This is a genomic window from Candidatus Cloacimonas sp., from assembly GCA_035403355.1.
Taxonomy (GTDB): Bacteria; Cloacimonadota; Cloacimonadia; order Cloacimonadales; family Cloacimonadaceae; genus Cloacimonas.
In genome coordinates, this window is record DAONFA010000001.1 from 136,570 (window position 1) to 152,864 (window position 16,295).

Consider the following 16,295-nt stretch of genomic DNA (forward strand, 5'->3'; position numbering starts at 1 on the left):
GTGCAGGAGTTACTGGAGCAGGCAAAAAGTACCGGCGGTCGCCGTACCGCCGTTCCTGGAAAATGAAAATGACAGTGCAGGAGTTACTTGAGCAGGCAAAAAGTACCAGCGGTCGCCGTACCGCCGTTCTTGGAAAATGAAAATGACAGTGCAGGAGTTACTGGAGCAGGCAAAAGAGATAGGGTTAACTGAAAATATTCCTTTTACCGATTTCCGGTTTATAATATCCTTCTATTTGCAGCTTAGTTCCAACGAGATTTTTTTGCATCGGCAGCGCGTTTTAACACCGGACGAAAAGGAAAAGATAAGTATTGCGTTTAAGCGTTTGGCAAAAGGTGAACCGCCTCAATATATAATCGGGAGAGCATATTTTTACGGTTTGGAACTGAAAGTTAATCCTGCAGTGTTAATTCCGCGTTTTGAAACAGAACGCCTGGTAGAGCTAACTTTACAGCGTTTACACGGAACAGAAACTATATTGGATATCGGGACGGGTAGTGGCGCAATTGCCATTGCTTTAAAACAAAATCTTAATTCCCTAAATGTTTTGGCAACCGATATCAGCCCGGAAGCATTAGAAATTGCCAAAGATAATGCAGCAAAATATCAGACAGATATTCATTTTTATCTGGCAGATTGCTTTCCTGCCACAGGGCATACATATTCCGCGATTATTTCCAATCCTCCTTACATCAGCCAGGCGGAATTAGCTGTTTTGGATCAAAGGGTTAGGGAGCAAGAGCCCCGTTTAGCTCTATTAGGAGGAATAGATGGTCTTGAGTTTTATCGGAAATTGTTTCGCTATAGTTCCAGTTATCTTATAGAAAACGGATTTCTGGCTGTGGAGCATAGCGAAACACAAAAGGATGAGCTGATTGCCATAGCCCAAAAAGAGGGCTGGACAAAAATTGAGACCTTCCAGGATTGGAACGCGAGAGATAGATATCTGTTTCTTTATAAAGAAAAAGGAATTACCAATGGAACGCTTTATAATTGAAGGAAACCGCGATTTAAAAGGAACAATCTATGTTAGCGGAGCCAAAAATGCAGTTTTACCTGCTATGGCTGCCTGCCTTTTAGCACCGGGAAAATCGGTTTTGCGTAATGTTCCCGATTTGATAGACATCAAAACGATGTCCCATCTGTTAAGAATTATCGGAGCCCGAGTTGATTTTGAAAACGGCAATATGAGTATTGATTCGCGGGATGTTTGTTTTTCGGAAGCGCCTTATGAACTGGTTAGTAAAATGCGTGCCTCAATTTATGTTTTGGGACCTCTTTTAGCGCGTTTAAAGGAAGCTAAAGTTTCTTTTCCCGGTGGCTGTGCTATTGGCACCCGACCCATTGACTTACATTTACAGGCAATGGAAGCATTGGGAGCACACATCTCCGTGGACTTTGGTTATATAAACGCCCGAACAGACGCTCTTCAAGGCAATGATATTTATTTTTCCAAATCCAGCGTCGGTGCTACAATTAATGCCCTGATGGCTGCAGTTTTAGCTAAAGGGAAAACAAGAATATTTAATGCTGCGATGGAACCGGAAGTAGATTCCACCGTTGACCTGCTAAATAAAATGGGTGCCAAAATAACAGGCAGAGAGACAACTACCCTGGAAATTGAAGGAGTGGCAGAACTTTTCCCGGTGGAAATGACAATTATTCCCGATAGAATTGAAGCAGGAACTTTTCTCATCGCTGGTGCTTTAAGTAATAATCCGGTTACAGTGGCTAATTGTGAACCGGCACATTTAAGTGCGGTCTTGAAAAAATTGCGGGAAGCCGGTTGTGAGATGGAAATGGAAGATAAAGCTATAACCGTTATACCGCCTGCTTCTATAAAACCTGTAAATTTAATGACCCTTCCTTATCCGGGCTTTCCTACGGATTTACAAGCCCAATTTACCGTCTTAATGTCCCTGGCAGAAGGGGTTAGCTTTATTGAGGATACCATCTTTCCGGAACGCTATATGCACATTGCGGAATTGAATCGTCTGCAGGCAAATATTAAAATTGATAGAAACATAGCTGCTGTGAGAGGGGTTAAAGAACTTAGCGGAGCGGAAGTTATGGCTACAGATCTGCGAGCAAGCGCAGCTCTTGTTTTAGCAGGAATGGTAGCAAAGGGAACTACCATCATCTCCAGAATCTATCATATTGACCGCGGCTATGAACAGATAGAAAAAAAACTAAATTCCATCGGAGCCAAAATTAACCGCGAGGAAGTTTCTTGAGCAATATCCTCTTATAACTAACAGGCATTATTAAAGCGGATATCAATTGCCAATTTTTCCTTTCTCACTGCGGATACATTGATGGTATTATTGGTATAACATTCCCATATCGCGATACGGGAACGATACGGGAACGATACGGGAATGATATGGACACGATCCAAGAAGTAAGAAGGAAGGTTAAACAAGGCAAATAGGGGAGTTCAGGTTAAATGAAATCAATTTCTGAAGGAAGTTCTCACTGTCCCTCAAGATATTATATAACAAGAGAATATCCTTACTACTACGCAGTTAGAAAACAGCAATAACCTCTGTTTCGTTACCTTTAAGCAAATAATCGGCAAAAGCAGCTGAATCTGAATGCTCATAAACGGCAGGAGTCCTTACTGCCAAAAATGTATGTGCGCAAGGGAAAAATTATTTCAGCAGTAACGACTCCTGACCTGTTGTTCGTTTATTTAGACCGGTGAGAACAGTAATCCACACCCGATTGATATTATTTCATTTCATCAATACCATTTTGCGGATCCGGGTATCTTTTTCATTACTTACACTATAAAAATAGATACCATTGCCAACTTGCTTATCCGATTCATCGGTTCCGTTCCACACATAGTGGTGTTGCCCTTTTGGCAGAGCGCCATTATAAAGGGTTTTAACCAATTGTCCTTTGATATTATAGATTTTTAGCTTTAAGGAAGGGGTATTATCCTTCAAAGTAAAGCTGATAGTTGTTTCAGGATTGAAGGGATTAGGATAGTTTTGCTGCACGCTCAAACTCTGTAAAGACGGTGCTGAATTATCGCTAACGGCATTTGTCCCGCTTACTTTTTGAGCATAAAGACCCAAAATTTCGGTTTTACCGCTGGAGCGTCCATCCGCCCAAATAATGTAAGCGTGATCGTTCAAAATGGCATTTTTAGGTTGATATTGCGATCTTACTGCATTACAAAGAATCTCTCCATTGCCGTCTCCCATCATTTGTCCATCGTGGCTGATATATCTGTAATAAAGGTCATTTTCAGTGCCAAAGTAATCAGTCCAGGAAATGATATAGTTATTATCGGGGAAACTGGAAAGGGATAAATATTGTTGAGTTGAATCCTTTTGGACAACATAGTAACCGCCATTCCCCCATAACGGTTCACCCGGGAAGGAATATTTTTGTGCCATAATATCTTGCATTCCGGCTATGTTTTCACACCAGGCATAAGTAATTCCGCTACTATTAACGGCAATGGAGGCCTGTTCCTGTTCGCGTTGATTATCTGCCAGGTTTACACCCAAAGGATCCCATAAACGGGTTCCATTTTCCGAGATATGCTGTCCCCAGTAATTAATCAGAAAATCTTGTCTTAAGTCCCTCCACATCACAAAGATGCCTTCGGGAGTGAGAGCTGCCTCAGGATACATTTGTTTGGTGTCATAATCATTATAAGTAGATGCCTGTAAACCTTCATCAGTCCATCCATCCAGTGCAGAACCATCTTCTGCAACCCTTTTAACCCATATTGTTCGGGAATCCACATTGGGATTGATTCTTTCCCAAACATAATAATTCTTTGCCAAACCGTATAGAGTGCATTCATTATTCAAATTACCCTGGGGAAGAAAGGAAATTAAAACACCATCGGGTCCCCACATTTTTTGGTTGTTATAAATCCGCTGTCCATAGATATAGTAAAAGAAATTAGTGCCTAATGGCTGATAATCAGACCAGCCAAAATAGAAAGAACCGTTATAATAGCTGACAAAAGGGTCTTTCTGACGGATAGAAACACTATTGGTTAGTTTTATGCCAAAATCTCCCCATAACCTTTGTCCGTCAGCGCTAATAAGCTGAGCATAAACATTGGGGTCGCTACCTCGGGTATCTTCCCAAATAATAGCTATTTGATCATCAGGGGTAACAACAGCATTAGGGGTTAATTGATATCCCGCTACAGATTCGGTTACAGGTCTTCCATTGGGCTCTAAATCTACAGTTCCGTCAGGATTAAGAAACTGGTAAAAAATGCGATAGCCGTCATTGGCAAAACGCGTATCCTGCCAAATAATAACAACATCCGAACTGCGTTTTAAAATGAGGTAGTTTTTCAAAGGAGTATCACCACTCAATCCCCAAAAGACCTGAATTCCATTTTCCGCTAAAAGAGGAGTGCCTGCATAAGTGAGTGCCTGATAATAGATGCCAACGCTACCATTGCGAATATCCATCCAATTGATAAAGATGGTATTATTGCTGATTTTAACTAAACTGCCGTTCTGTTGATTGGGAGCAGTGCAAATCGGTTTTCCGTTGGCTTCCCATAAAGAAACACCTGCAGCAGAAAGATGCTGAGCATATATATCATCGTTAGGTGCATTGCCATTGCGTAAATCATCCCAAACCACAAAACAGCCGCCATCATTATCAGGAACCATCCGTGGACCTATTTGCGCATATTCTGCAGTGCATAAAGGAATTCCTGCAGCATTCCAAAGTTTAATACCTGCCGCTGAAACTTTTTGAGCAAAAAGATCAGCATTCTGAGTATCAAAACGATGATCTTCCCAAATAATGATTGCTCCGTTATCGGAAGTTTTCACAATGCGAGGATTCAATTGCGGTCTTGCCAAACTATCCTGCTCACTGTAAATTATCAAATAATCGCCCCAAAGCAAGTCCCCTGCCAAATTGATTTTCTGAGCCATAATATCAGGATCGTTAAAGCGTTTATCCTGCCAAGTAAAAACAAATTCGCCTCCGGTTAAGGCAGCCATTCTAATTTCAGCTTGACTTCCCGGCGCATTGCTGATTGCTACGGCATTGGGCCATAACATTGTGCCGCTGGCATTAAAACGCTTTACATAAAGATCATCGTTATCAGCATAAGTATGCGTGTAGGCAATAATCATCCCTCCCTGTCCATCAGGAAGCATTGTATTTTGTATTTCATCGCCTAAGCCATCAGCAACGGGAATTCCATCTATCGTCCATAAAGCACTTCCACTTGCAGAAAGATGCTGACTGAAAAGGTCTTTACTGGGATGACGACTATCAACCCAAACAATATAAACTCCGCCTTCATTATCCGGCTCCATATTGAGGGAAATCTGCATTCCCCAAAGCGTGCAAACTGGAACTCCACCCGCCTGCCAGAGCAAATTTCCCTGCTCGTCTATCTTCTGAGCAAAAACATCACCATCCAAATCAAGCGAGAAATCTATCCAGGCAATAACATAATTATTATCACTGGTTCTGGTGATAACAGGATCTTCCTGGCGATCCACTTTGCCATCTATCAAAACCGGTTCTCCCCAAACTAAATTTCCGGAACTATCAACTTTCTGTGCCCAAAGGTCTCGTTGAACCAATTTTGTATCTGACCAAACATAAATTGCACCGCCATCAGTGGTCTCTGTCCCGGTGCGAAACCATTCAATATTAACTCCTTGACGAATAGCTACCTCTTCAGTCCATTCCAAGGTAGCAAAAAGCCCTATAACCATAAGGGCAAAACAAAGCGCTATCGCTATCTTCTTCATTCATATCTCCTTCTGTAATAAAAAAACTAACTTTACATTGCTGCTTTTTTCCTCTGCAGGAATAACAAGCAAATACAACATTACTACGCCTATACTATGACTACAGTTTTTTGCTAAATAATACTATTTGCCTGTCCGCTAAATAAAAATCATTAAACTACTATTCAATATATGCAAGATTTCTTCCAAACAAGCGGTTATTGCAGTTTGGGTTTTATAGCCGCTGTTCTAAGATAAGCATACTTTATTGCTTTGGAGAGAACTATTCCTGTTTTGTAAACGCAGGAATGGCAAAGGGAAAAGGGTTGCGAAATAAGCTTTGACAAAATGCGCTGGTATAAAAAAATGGTTAAACTTGCCTGAAAAGATTGGTAAAAAGCGATGTAAAATACAGATAAAAGGTTAGTTGATAAAGGCATTAAGAGGTAAGAGTGGAGTTATTTTTCAGGTTATTTAAAAGAGATTTTATCAGATTAGAGGTTATGGTAAGTGCATAGCCGAATAGGATATGCAGAAAGAGGAAAATTAACTGGAACAAGCAATAAAAAGAGAAGAAAATAAAGTGTTTTCTAAGCTAATATTATTAACGGGAAATGCAAATCGTCCTTTGGCAGAAGAGGTTTCCCGCCATGCGGGAATTCCCTTGGCGGATATTGATTTATTTAAGTTTTCCAATGACGAATCTTTTGTAAGGATCAATGACAATGTTCGCGGAGCTGATGTTTTTGTTATTCAGCCGACTTGTTATCCTGTAAATGATAATTTAATGGACCTGTTGATTATTATAGATGCGTTGAAAAGAGCTTCGGCACAGCGGATAAATTGTGTTATTCCCTATTATGCTTATGCGCGTTCCGATAAGAAAGATCAACCGCGGGTACCTATTACGGCAAAATTGGTTGCAGATTTGATTACGATTGCAGGAGCGCAAAGAGTTATTACTGTAGATTTGCATGCAGATCAGATTCAGGGTTTTTTCAATATCCCTGTGGATCATCTTTATGCTATACCTACATTTGCCCGCTATTTTAAAAGCATTATGCCGATGGATGATATTGTTGTTGTTTCACCCGATTCCGGAGGAGCAAATAGAGCAAGAGCTTTGGCAAAACGCTTGAATTGTTCTCTGGCTATTGGTGATAAACGCAGAAGCGGAAATGAAGATAGAACCGAACTCTTAAATATTATTGGCGAAGTTAATAATAAAACGGCTATTTTGTTTGATGATATAATAGACACAGGCGGAAGTTTGATTAAGGTGGCTAATGCTTTAGTAGATAAGGGAGTTAAGAAAATCTATGCTGCTTGCACGCATGGCGTTTTAAGTAGCAATGCTATCTCCGATCTGGAAGCATCCCCGATTGAAAAACTTTTTATAACTAATACCATTCCTCTTTCAGAAGAGAAACGGCGCTGCGAAAAAATAGTGCAATTGTCTATTGCCGAAATGCTGGCAATAGCAATTAAGAAAGTTCATCTGGAAGAATCAATAAGTGTTTTATTTAGATAATATATGGAGGAATAAATGATATTTAACCTGAAAGCTACCCCCCGGAAAACAGTAAAAAAGTCCGATTTGCATAATCTTAGAGCAGAAGGATTGATACCTGCCGTATTATACGGACCGCAAATGGAAAGTATAGCTGTAAGCATTTCTAAAAGCGAATTTACGCAAATGTATAAAAAAAGCTTTGCAGAAGTAAGTTTTTGGGATATTGAGCTAAATGGAAAACAGTATCATACTATTTTGAAAGACAAACAGATGCATCCTGTTTCCAGAGATATGTTGCATCTTGATTTTATGACTGTTTCCGCAGAAGCGATTATTGAAGTGGAAGTTCCGATTACAGTTACCGGCGAACCAATTGGTGTGAAAGAAGGCGGAATGATGGAAATCGTGCAACGCCATATTAAGATTGCCTGTAAAGCGAATGAAATTCCGGAAGATTTAACTTTGGATGTAAGTAATTTGAAGATGGGTGATTCTCTGCACATTCGTGATTTAAAGCAAGGTAACTGGCAAGTGAAAGAACACGGAGATGTTACTTTGGTAACGATTCACACTCCGAAAGCCGAAGAGAAGACACAAACAGCTGCAGCTCCAACTGCTGAGGAACAAACAACTTCCGAATCCGAAAAATAATGCTGACCGATGAAACTGATTATAGGGCTGGGAAATCCGGGAAAGGAATTTGAAAACAACCGTCATAATTTGGGATTTATCTGTCTTAACCGTTGGGCTTTAGACAGGGATAAGAATTTTGTTCAAGGCGATGTTTTTGATTATCTTGTTCTCCCGAGAGCTGTTTTGATTAAACCCAAAACCTATATGAACTGTTCCGGCGAAGCAATAAAACAGTCCCTGAAGCTATGGAAGATTTCTGAATACCTGGTTATTTATGACGATATAGAACTTCCCGTTGCCACAATTCGTATTCGTCAAGGGGGAGGAGATGGTGGTCATAACGGTATCAAATCACTGTTAAATGTTCTTGCCCCGGAAGACCTGAAAAGAATTAGGATAGGAATTGGCAGAGATAAAGAGATTGCTCCGCGAGATTATGTTTTAGGTGATATTTTACCCTCAGAATGGGAATTGCTGAATCCTGCTATTGATTTAGCAGGTAAATTCATTGATCTTTATATAAAATACGATTTCAACGCGGTGTTGAATGAATATAGTATCTGGAAAAAATCCTGTTCCGGGACAGAAAGTTCCGGAAACATTAGTCCAAAGGAGGAAAATAGTGACAAAGGATTATGAACTAATGGTGATATTAGTTCCCACCTTAAGTGTAGAAGAAGCCAATGCAATGAATGATAAAATGCTGGCTTTGGTAACAGAGAACGGTGGAGAAATCACCAAAATTGACCCCTGGGGCAAGCGCATGCTGGCTTACCCTATCAAGAAGCATAAAGAGGGCTATTACTTCGTAGATTATTTCAAATTGGACAGCTTAGCGGTGAAGAAACTAAAAGCTCAGTTCAATATTAACGAGAACATATTACGCCACTTATTTGTGGCAAAAGATTGAGGAGAAAAGAAATGGCTGACTTAAAAGTTCCGCGATTAAACAGATGCATTTTCAGTGGTAGAATCGGTAACGATATAGAACTGAAATATACGCCTAAAGGCACTCCGGTAGTTCGGCTGGTAGTTGCTGTTGACCGTCGCTACAAGGATGAAACAGATCAATGGCAAACGGTTACAAGTTGGATTGACTGTGTAGCATGGAATAAATGGGCTGAATTTGCAGCCAATCAAGCTCACAAGGGAAGTGCTGTAATAATTGAAGGCAGAATTGAAACCCGCAACTGGACAGACCAAAATAACCAGAACCGGAAAGCGGTGGAAGTGATTGTAGATGTGATGCATACTTTGGAATGGAGACCACGCGAAGAAGGTTCTGCTCCTGTTAACGAAGAAGTTCCTTTTCCCACGGAAGAAATTACACCCCAGCATTCTCCTTCCACTACCACAACTGACGATGTTCCATTTTAGGAGTGAGCAATGAATACCAACGAAAGAAAGAAAAAATTTATCCGCAAGAAATACTGCAAGTTCTGTGCGAATAAAGAACTCGTGATTGATTACAAGAATGTGGATATTTTTAAATCCTATATCTCGGAAGTGGGAAAAATTGAACCGGCTCGTTTAACAGGAAATTGTGCTAAACATCAAAGGAAGCTTGCTCAGGAAATTAAGCGGGCTCGGCAGATGGCATTAATTCCCTATGTAATTGAGTAAATGCTGATTTTTCCCCTGATTATTGGAGCTTTATCACTATTAAGTCCTTTTTTGGCTATAATAGTGTATATGCTCTATATAGCTAAAACAGCTGAGCAGAATTTAACCAAGCCCCTGCCGGCATTTTTGTTGTTTGTTCCGGTTCCGGCAGCGATGCTTATTTTTGATACCCAAATAAGCACCCGCTTATTATGTTTGGATGCTATTTTTACCGTAGGATTGCCGGTTTTGGCTTTTCTGCTTGTGGTGAAGTATAATCATCTGTTAAGCAACGGTTTTTTGGCATCTTTCATAGTTATTGCCGCCTGGGGGATAGTTCGCTATTATTTATTCCAAACATATCAGAATGAACTTTTTGAGCAGGGGATAGCAATGGTGAAAGATAGAATGCCGTCTTTGCTGGATAATTCACTGATGGAGCAGACATTACCGCTGTGGAAAGAGATAATTCCTTCAATTTGGATTGTATCCCAATCCCTTGCCTGGCTGATTGCTTATTTGCTTTTTGAGTGGAGGTTAAAGGTACCTAATCGGATTGCGAACTTGAAGTTTACGGGGTTTTATAATCTGCTCATCATTGCTGTTTTACCGCTATATTATTTTAGTCAGACCAGAGCGCTGTTTTTGAACTTGTTGATTTCGTTATGTATAATTCCTTTTATTCAAGGAGCAGCATTGGTTTGGCAGCGTTTAGGGATGATTTTTGCCAACCGTTTTATTAGTGGTTTATTTATGATCATCATAGTTCTGTATGCCAATATTCTACTTGTCCTTTTGGGTTTCGGGAATATGTGGTTTACGAAAAGAAATATAACTCCTGGAGGAAATGCAGCATGAAAGTTATTATGCTGAAGACAATAGAAAAAGTGGGAAATCAGGGTGAGGTTATTAATGTGAAGCGTGGTTTTGCCCGAAACTATCTGATTCCCCGTGGTTTTGCCATTTATGCTACCCCGGCAAATATGAAAAATCTTGCCGTTATCAAGAATAAACTTGCCGCCGAAGAAGAAAAGTTACTTGCCGAATTAAAAAACCTTGCGGAAAAAATTGCTGCTACAAAGTTGGTTTTTATGCGCAAGGTTGATGAGAGCGGCAGTATGTTCGGTTCCGTATCCGAACTGGATATTATGCATAGTTTAGAAGAACAGGGAATTACCATTCAAAAGAATGCAGTATTTATGGATAAGCATTATAAAGAATTGGGCGAATTCAATGTGCCGATCCATTTGCATAAAGATGTAAATTGCACGCTTAATATAGTTATTGAGCCCGAACAATAATAAAACCGGGAGGTTTTAATGTCCGATTTATGGTTTAAGATCAAACAGATAATCACTTTGGTAGTGTTTATCCTTGCTCTATCGCTATTAGGAATGATAAGTGGTCAGCCCGTTATGATTGCTGGCTATGGTGTCTTTTTTCTGGTTGTAGTAGCAATAATGTTTTACCTCACTCGGAGGCGTCAACGCCATTTTGAAAAGGAGAAAGAATCATCAGATATCTTTAGAATGATCTTGGGAATCATATTATTAGTATTGGCATTGATTACTCCACCGATAATTATTTTGCGCACCAATTTAATTACTCTTCCCGATACAATTAAAAGTGGTGCAGCGTTAGCTATCGTAGCCGGGATTACCATTCTGTTTATTGCGTTAACTCTTCTGGCTGTTTATTTTATCAATAATCGCGGCAAGCAGGTTAGCAACAGAGTTATCGGTTACATTCTATATGTTATTGCTGCTATAGTCCCCGGATTTTTAATGAGCAGAGTGGACAAGACAACCCTCGGTGTCGGTTCCGTATATTATGTAGCACTGCTCGTTTTAATTCTATCTTATAGCGGCTACGGTTTAATCACTAATCGGGAATAAACAGTTTTTCAGCTGAACTTAAGTCCTTCACCGGAGAAGTAATTTTCCGGTGAGGGCTCTTTACTGCAGATGTCTTTCAGTTCTTTTTCCGAGTTATCCACTTCTCTTCTTTACCGTTTAGGTGGTGAAAAATATCGTTCTTTCATTCATATCTTTCTTGCCTGGCAGAAAGTGGTGGGGGAAATTTTGGCGGAAAGATCGCATCCATCAAAACTGGAAAACGGAGTGCTCTTCGTTACTGTGCAGAATAATACCTGGATGCAGGAATTACTGTTAAGAAAGCAGGAGATTATTTCCCGCTATAAAATCTTATACAAGGAGGAGATTGCCGATATCATTTTTCTCATTGGCAGTCCAAAACGCAAATGCAAAAGACGCAAATAGCTCCATCATTGTTATCAGCAGATTTCGGTAATTTGGCAGCCGAAATTTCCGCTTTGGAAGCTGCAGGAGCCGATATCCTGCATTTGGACATTATGGATGGACACTATGTTCCCAATCTCAGTTTCGGGTTTCCGCTCATTAGAAAAATCAGGGAATTAACCAAGCTGCCTTTGGATGTCCATTTAATGGTAACGAATCCGGATTTTCACATCCAGCTTTTATTGGAGATGGATGTGCAATGGGTCAGTTTTCATCAGGAGACCTGCTATCATAGTCACCGCTTAATTCAAAAACTGAAAGAAAAAGGGATTAAAGCGGGCTTAGCATTAAATCCGGGAACCCCGATTGGAACTTTGGAAGCCCTGTTACCAGATTTGGACTATATTTTAGTGATGAGCGTTAATCCCGGCTATTCCGCTCAGGAATTTATCCCTGCTGCTATTTACAAAATCTGGGATTTGTTTAATTTACGGAAAAAAGGCAATTATCGCTATCTGATTGAAGTGGACGGAGGAGTTACTGCTGCTAATGCTAAAGCAATTAAAGAAGCGGGAACTGATATTCTGGTTTCGGCATCCTATATTTTTAGCAGCCAGGATTACCCAATGGCAATTTCCGCATTACGCAATGCATAATTGATGAAGGATTAAAAATGTTTGATAATCTATCGGAACGGCTGGATAAGATATTTCGTAACCTGAAAGGGAAAGGTTATTTAACCGAAGATAACATAAAAGCGGGTTTGCGGGAAGTGCGGATGGCGCTTCTGGAAGCAGATGTAAACTATAAAATTGTTAAGAACTTCGTTGCGGAAGTGGAAAAACGCGCATTGGGGGTGGAGGTTTTAAAATCCTTAACTCCCGGTCAACAAGTTGTAAAAATCGTTTATGAGCAGCTTGTTAATTTGATGGATACCGAAGGTTTTCAATTCAAGGTCTATAACAATCGCCTCACTAAAGTGATGTTGGTAGGTTTGCAGGGCTCAGGAAAAACAACTGCCTGTGCCAAATTAGCTGCCTTTTACCGTAAAAAAAGCATCAAACCGATGCTTGTTGCCTGTGATGTTTACCGTCCTGCAGCCGTAGATCAGCTGAAAATTTTGGGCAAACAAATTGGAGTTCCTGTCATTTCAGAAGAGACGAATAATATTCTAAAAATTGCCGATTCCGCTTTAGCGCAAGCAGATAAGGAAATGGTTAATTTGCTGATTTTTGATACCGCAGGACGCCTGCACATAGATGAACCGATGATGGAAGAAGTGGCACGCCTGAAAACACATATCAAACCGGATTATATCTTCTTCGTGGCAGATGCTACAACGGGACAGGATGCCGTAACCATTGCCCGGGAATTTTATGATAAACTTGCCTTTGATGCTGTTATATTAACAAAACTGGATGGTGATGCCCGCGGAGGCGCAGCTCTATCAATTAAAGCAGTCACCGGAAGACCAGTAGCTTTCGTCGGCATCGGAGAAAAAGTTAGCGACCTGGAAATTTTTTATCCTGAACGAATGGCAAGCCGTATTTTGGGTATGGGCGATGTTTTAACCCTGATTGAAAAAGCAGAAGATGCTATGGATAAGGATGCCGAGGAAAAACTTGCCCGCAAAATGCTGAAAAATCAGTTCACCTTTAATGACTTCCTGAAACAACTGCAAAGCATAAAAAAAATGGGCTCGCTGGAATCCATTATCAGGATGATACCTGGTTTGGGGCATAAACTTCCTGCTGATTTGCAAATTGACGATAAAGCCCTGAAACATATTGAAGCTATTATTCAATCTATGACTGAAAAAGAACGCGAGCATCCGGAAATTATTAACGGCAGCAGACGCCTGCGTATAGCAAAAGGTTGCGGTCGCAGCGTTACGGAAGTGAACAGATTGTTGCGTCAGTTTGAGGAAATGAAAAAAATGCTGAAAAAAGTGAATACACCTCAGGGATTGAAACACATTGAAAGAATGATGGGCGGAAATAAACCGAATTTTTAAGCAATGAATTTCAGATCAACGGGAGTGCAGGGTTTTTAAATGAGGATTACAGAGGGAAAAATAAATTTAATAAGAAAGCAAAGATAGAAACAACAATTTTCAGGTTTAGTTCTTTGAAAACCACTATTTGAGCTATCGCAATGATTATACAGGTGCACAAAAATCCCTGAAAGCAATGTAATTATTGCGAGGAAGGCAAAACCCCCGCGGAAAGATAGGCACAATTTTAACAAGACCGTTCATATTTCCAACATACTCGTTCCTTTTATACTCCTTTAACGACTCTTTAACGATTCTTTAACGCGACTAAAGGAGCGTTAAAGCAGTTATAAAGAAATGTTAATTAACCAACTGGGCAACACACAATAACGCATTCGGACATAATAAGATATGATAGGAATATTTGCTCATGCAGCTCACAGCCAAAATAATACAAGAGACACCATAAACATTTATGCCAAATAAAGCAGACGAGAGAAAATCGGGTTGGCAAAAAAAGAACCGGCAATCAATTCTATCGGAATAACATAATTCAGGTCTAATTTACAATTGCTCTGTTTTATCATCTCCATAAACCAGTTTACTGCGTATCCTCGTTTTTAGTTTCAGCTGCTCTTCCGGGCTTAAAGGTGCATTTCTATGTAGTTCTATCCTTTCCAGAAAAGTTCCGGGATTGATACTCATCAGTTCAATTCTATCCGAAAGCATAATAGCTTCGTCTATATCGTGGGTAACTAAAATAACGGTTAAATTCAGCAGTTGGACAATATCTTTCAGCCATGCCTGTAATTGACTGCGGGTTAACGCATCCAGTTTTGCCAGCGGTTCATCCAAAAGCAAAATTTCGGCGCTGCTCATATAGGTTCTTAACAAAGCTACACGCTGTTTCAATCCCCCTGAAAGCTGGTAGGGTAAATGTTCGGTGTAATTTTGCAAGCCAAAAAGAGGCAGTAGTTCCATAATTTTCTTTTTTGCCTCTTTTTCGTTTCCATTTTTCACCTTCACCGGTAGCAAAATATTTTGCATTGTAGTTAGCCAGGGGAAGAGTAAATCGTCTTGGGGCATATAACCCAAATAACCGGTTTTTCCTGTAATATCCACACCTTCAAGAACAATATTTCCTTTATCGGGTTTGGTGATTCCAGCTAAAAGTTCCAAAAAAGTGCTTTTTCCGCAACCGCTGGGACCAATGATACTAACAAACTGTCCTGCGGTTATCTGAAACTGCAAGTTATCCAGAACTACAACCAGCGAATTCTTGAAGAAAAATGACTTACGAATATCCTTCGCTTCCAGGATGCTTTCTGGTGTCATATTTACTTGGGCAGGTATTCGTTAGAAAATGCTTTATTGGGATCAACTGCAAGCAGAATAAGGCGTTGCTGATACATCCAGTCACAAAATCGTTTCCAGACAGTTAAATTTTGTGTTCCCCAGGAAGAAGCATCGCTCTGATATTCTTTCGCCAGATATTGCATACTGCGTTTAACTTGCTCGGGATTTAGTTCAGGGACATTTTTCAGCAAAATAGCCGCTGCGGAATCCGGTTTGGCGATACAATACTCATAACCCTTTTTCAGAGCAGTAATAAATTTAGTGGCGGTCTCGGGATTTTTTGCCAGATAATCTTCGCTGCTGATAATAACAGGTGTATAATAGTCAAAAACAGGGTCTATTTCTTTGAGGGGTATATAGTTTAAGGCAATGCCTCTTCTTTCCGCTTCCACACCGTCCCAGCCATAATAAATCCACTCAAAATCTGCATCTTTGCCAATCGTGGAAAAGAAATCGTAAATTCCTGAAATAATGGTTACCGTATTGAAATCGGCACCATATTTTGCCATTGTTGCTTTCAAGATTGCCAGCTCGGAAGGAGAATCCCAGGAACCGTATTTCTTGCCTTCAAAATCAAGCGGACTCTTTATTCCTGAACTTTTTAACGAGGCAAAACCGGAAGTATTATGCTGAATAACAGCTGCAATGGATACCAGAGGGATGTTTTCACTTCTGGCACGAATTACATTTTCCTGATAGCTTACACCAAAGGCACTTTTTCCGGTGGCAACAATTTGGTCGGTAACATTTTGTCCCGGTTGCTGAATATCCACCTCCAAACCTTGCTCTTGAAAGTAACCCAGTTCTTTGGCTACATAAATTCCGGTGTGATTGGTATTGGGTGTCCAATCCAATGTAACTGAGACCTTTTGCAATTTTGCCTGTTCCTGTTTTTGGCTTTTCGGATTACAGGAAGTAAGGCAAAGAACAACCATAAGTGCTAAAATTAAACAGCACCAGGGACTAAAGGGATTAACACGGGTTTTCATTTATGCTCCTTTTTTTCTCATAGATTTTGGTTCCCGCAGATTTCGGTTCCCGCAGATTCCGCAGAAAAGATTTTGGTTCCCGCAGATTTTGGTTCCCGCAGATTTCGCAGATTATTATTTATCATTCTCAATTCTCCATTCTCCATTCTCCATTCTTTTCCTTCACCTTTCACCCTTCACCATTCACTCTTCACTCTTCACCGTTCACCG

Annotated in this window: 17 protein-coding genes; 14 read left to right on the forward strand and 3 right to left on the reverse strand. The window is 40.3% G+C overall.

Going from position 1 to position 16,295, the window contains the following annotated elements; translation table 11 throughout:
* Window positions 1-136 precede the first annotated feature (136 nt).
* On the forward strand, window positions 137-997 hold the full coding sequence (prmC, locus tag PLE33_00450; protein ID HPS59716.1) for a peptide chain release factor N(5)-glutamine methyltransferase: 861 nt from the start codon (window positions 137-139) through the stop codon (window positions 995-997).
* Window positions 978-2,234 (forward strand): UDP-N-acetylglucosamine 1-carboxyvinyltransferase, encoded by a 1,257-nt coding sequence (murA, locus tag PLE33_00455; protein HPS59717.1) that lies wholly within the window; start codon window positions 978-980, stop codon window positions 2,232-2,234. The genes prmC and murA overlap by 20 nt, the downstream gene beginning before the upstream one ends.
* 501 nt (window positions 2,235-2,735) lie before the next feature.
* On the opposite strand, the gene PLE33_00460 is transcribed toward murA, so the two are convergent.
* Window positions 2,736-5,762, reverse strand: coding sequence for a FlgD immunoglobulin-like domain containing protein (locus tag PLE33_00460; protein ID HPS59718.1), 3,027 nt, complete (start codon window positions 5,760-5,762; stop codon window positions 2,736-2,738).
* A gap of 562 nt (window positions 5,763-6,324) precedes the next feature.
* Here PLE33_00460 and PLE33_00465 point away from each other — a divergent pair.
* The 12 genes from PLE33_00465 to ffh all read left to right on the forward strand — a co-directional run bounded on the left by PLE33_00465 (window position 6,325) and on the right by ffh (window position 13,761).
* On the forward strand, window positions 6,325-7,272 hold the full coding sequence (locus tag PLE33_00465) for a ribose-phosphate pyrophosphokinase (protein HPS59719.1): 948 nt from the start codon (window positions 6,325-6,327) through the stop codon (window positions 7,270-7,272).
* Between the two features lie 15 nt (window positions 7,273-7,287).
* Window positions 7,288-7,905, forward strand: a complete 618-nt coding sequence (locus PLE33_00470) for a 50S ribosomal protein L25 (protein HPS59720.1) — start codon at window positions 7,288-7,290, stop codon at window positions 7,903-7,905.
* A gap of 9 nt (window positions 7,906-7,914) precedes the next feature.
* Window positions 7,915-8,526 carry an aminoacyl-tRNA hydrolase gene (gene pth / locus PLE33_00475; GenBank protein ID HPS59721.1) on the forward strand — a complete coding sequence of 204 codons (612 nt, stop codon included), beginning with the start codon at window positions 7,915-7,917 and terminating at the stop codon, window positions 8,524-8,526.
* The gene (rpsF, locus tag PLE33_00480; protein ID HPS59722.1) at window positions 8,510-8,797 is read left to right on the forward strand and encodes a 30S ribosomal protein S6; all 288 of its coding nucleotides are present in this window, start codon (window positions 8,510-8,512) and stop codon (window positions 8,795-8,797) included. Before pth ends, rpsF begins: the two co-directional genes overlap by 17 nt.
* Before the next feature lie 11 nt (window positions 8,798-8,808).
* A complete protein-coding gene (gene ssb / locus PLE33_00485) occupies window positions 8,809-9,264 on the forward strand; it encodes a single-stranded DNA-binding protein (protein HPS59723.1) in 456 nt (151 codons plus the stop codon).
* Window positions 9,265-9,273: 9 nt separating this feature from the next.
* Window positions 9,274-9,510 (forward strand): 30S ribosomal protein S18, encoded by a 237-nt coding sequence (rpsR, locus tag PLE33_00490; GenBank protein ID HPS59724.1) that lies wholly within the window; start codon window positions 9,274-9,276, stop codon window positions 9,508-9,510.
* On the forward strand, window positions 9,511-10,347 hold the full coding sequence (locus PLE33_00495) for a hypothetical protein (protein ID HPS59725.1): 837 nt from the start codon (window positions 9,511-9,513) through the stop codon (window positions 10,345-10,347).
* Entirely contained in the window at window positions 10,344-10,790 is a 447-nt protein-coding gene (gene rplI / locus PLE33_00500) for a 50S ribosomal protein L9 (protein ID HPS59726.1), read from the forward strand. Before PLE33_00495 ends, rplI begins: the two co-directional genes overlap by 4 nt.
* Window positions 10,791-10,808: 18 nt before the next feature.
* Window positions 10,809-11,384, forward strand: a complete 576-nt coding sequence (locus tag PLE33_00505; protein HPS59727.1) for a hypothetical protein — start codon at window positions 10,809-10,811, stop codon at window positions 11,382-11,384.
* 69 nt (window positions 11,385-11,453) lie between these two features.
* Window positions 11,454-11,768, forward strand: a complete 315-nt coding sequence (locus tag PLE33_00510) for a DUF721 domain-containing protein (protein HPS59728.1) — start codon at window positions 11,454-11,456, stop codon at window positions 11,766-11,768.
* 8 nt (window positions 11,769-11,776) lie between these two features.
* The gene (rpe, locus tag PLE33_00515) at window positions 11,777-12,403 is read left to right on the forward strand and encodes a ribulose-phosphate 3-epimerase (protein ID HPS59729.1); all 627 of its coding nucleotides are present in this window, start codon (window positions 11,777-11,779) and stop codon (window positions 12,401-12,403) included.
* 17 nt (window positions 12,404-12,420) lie between these two features.
* Window positions 12,421-13,761, forward strand: a complete 1,341-nt coding sequence (gene ffh, locus PLE33_00520) for a signal recognition particle protein (GenBank protein HPS59730.1) — start codon at window positions 12,421-12,423, stop codon at window positions 13,759-13,761.
* A gap of 543 nt (window positions 13,762-14,304) precedes the next feature.
* Here the strand turns inward: ffh and PLE33_00525 are convergent.
* Together PLE33_00525 and PLE33_00530 are read right to left on the reverse strand one after the other, a co-directional pair.
* Entirely contained in the window at window positions 14,305-15,075 is a 771-nt protein-coding gene (locus tag PLE33_00525; protein HPS59731.1) for an ABC transporter ATP-binding protein, read from the reverse strand.
* A 2-nt stretch (window positions 15,076-15,077) separates the two neighbouring features.
* Window positions 15,078-16,085: an ABC transporter substrate-binding protein gene (locus tag PLE33_00530; GenBank protein HPS59732.1), complete on the reverse strand. Its 1,008-nt coding sequence runs from the start codon at window positions 16,083-16,085 to the stop codon at window positions 15,078-15,080.
* Window positions 16,086-16,295 lie beyond the last annotated feature (210 nt).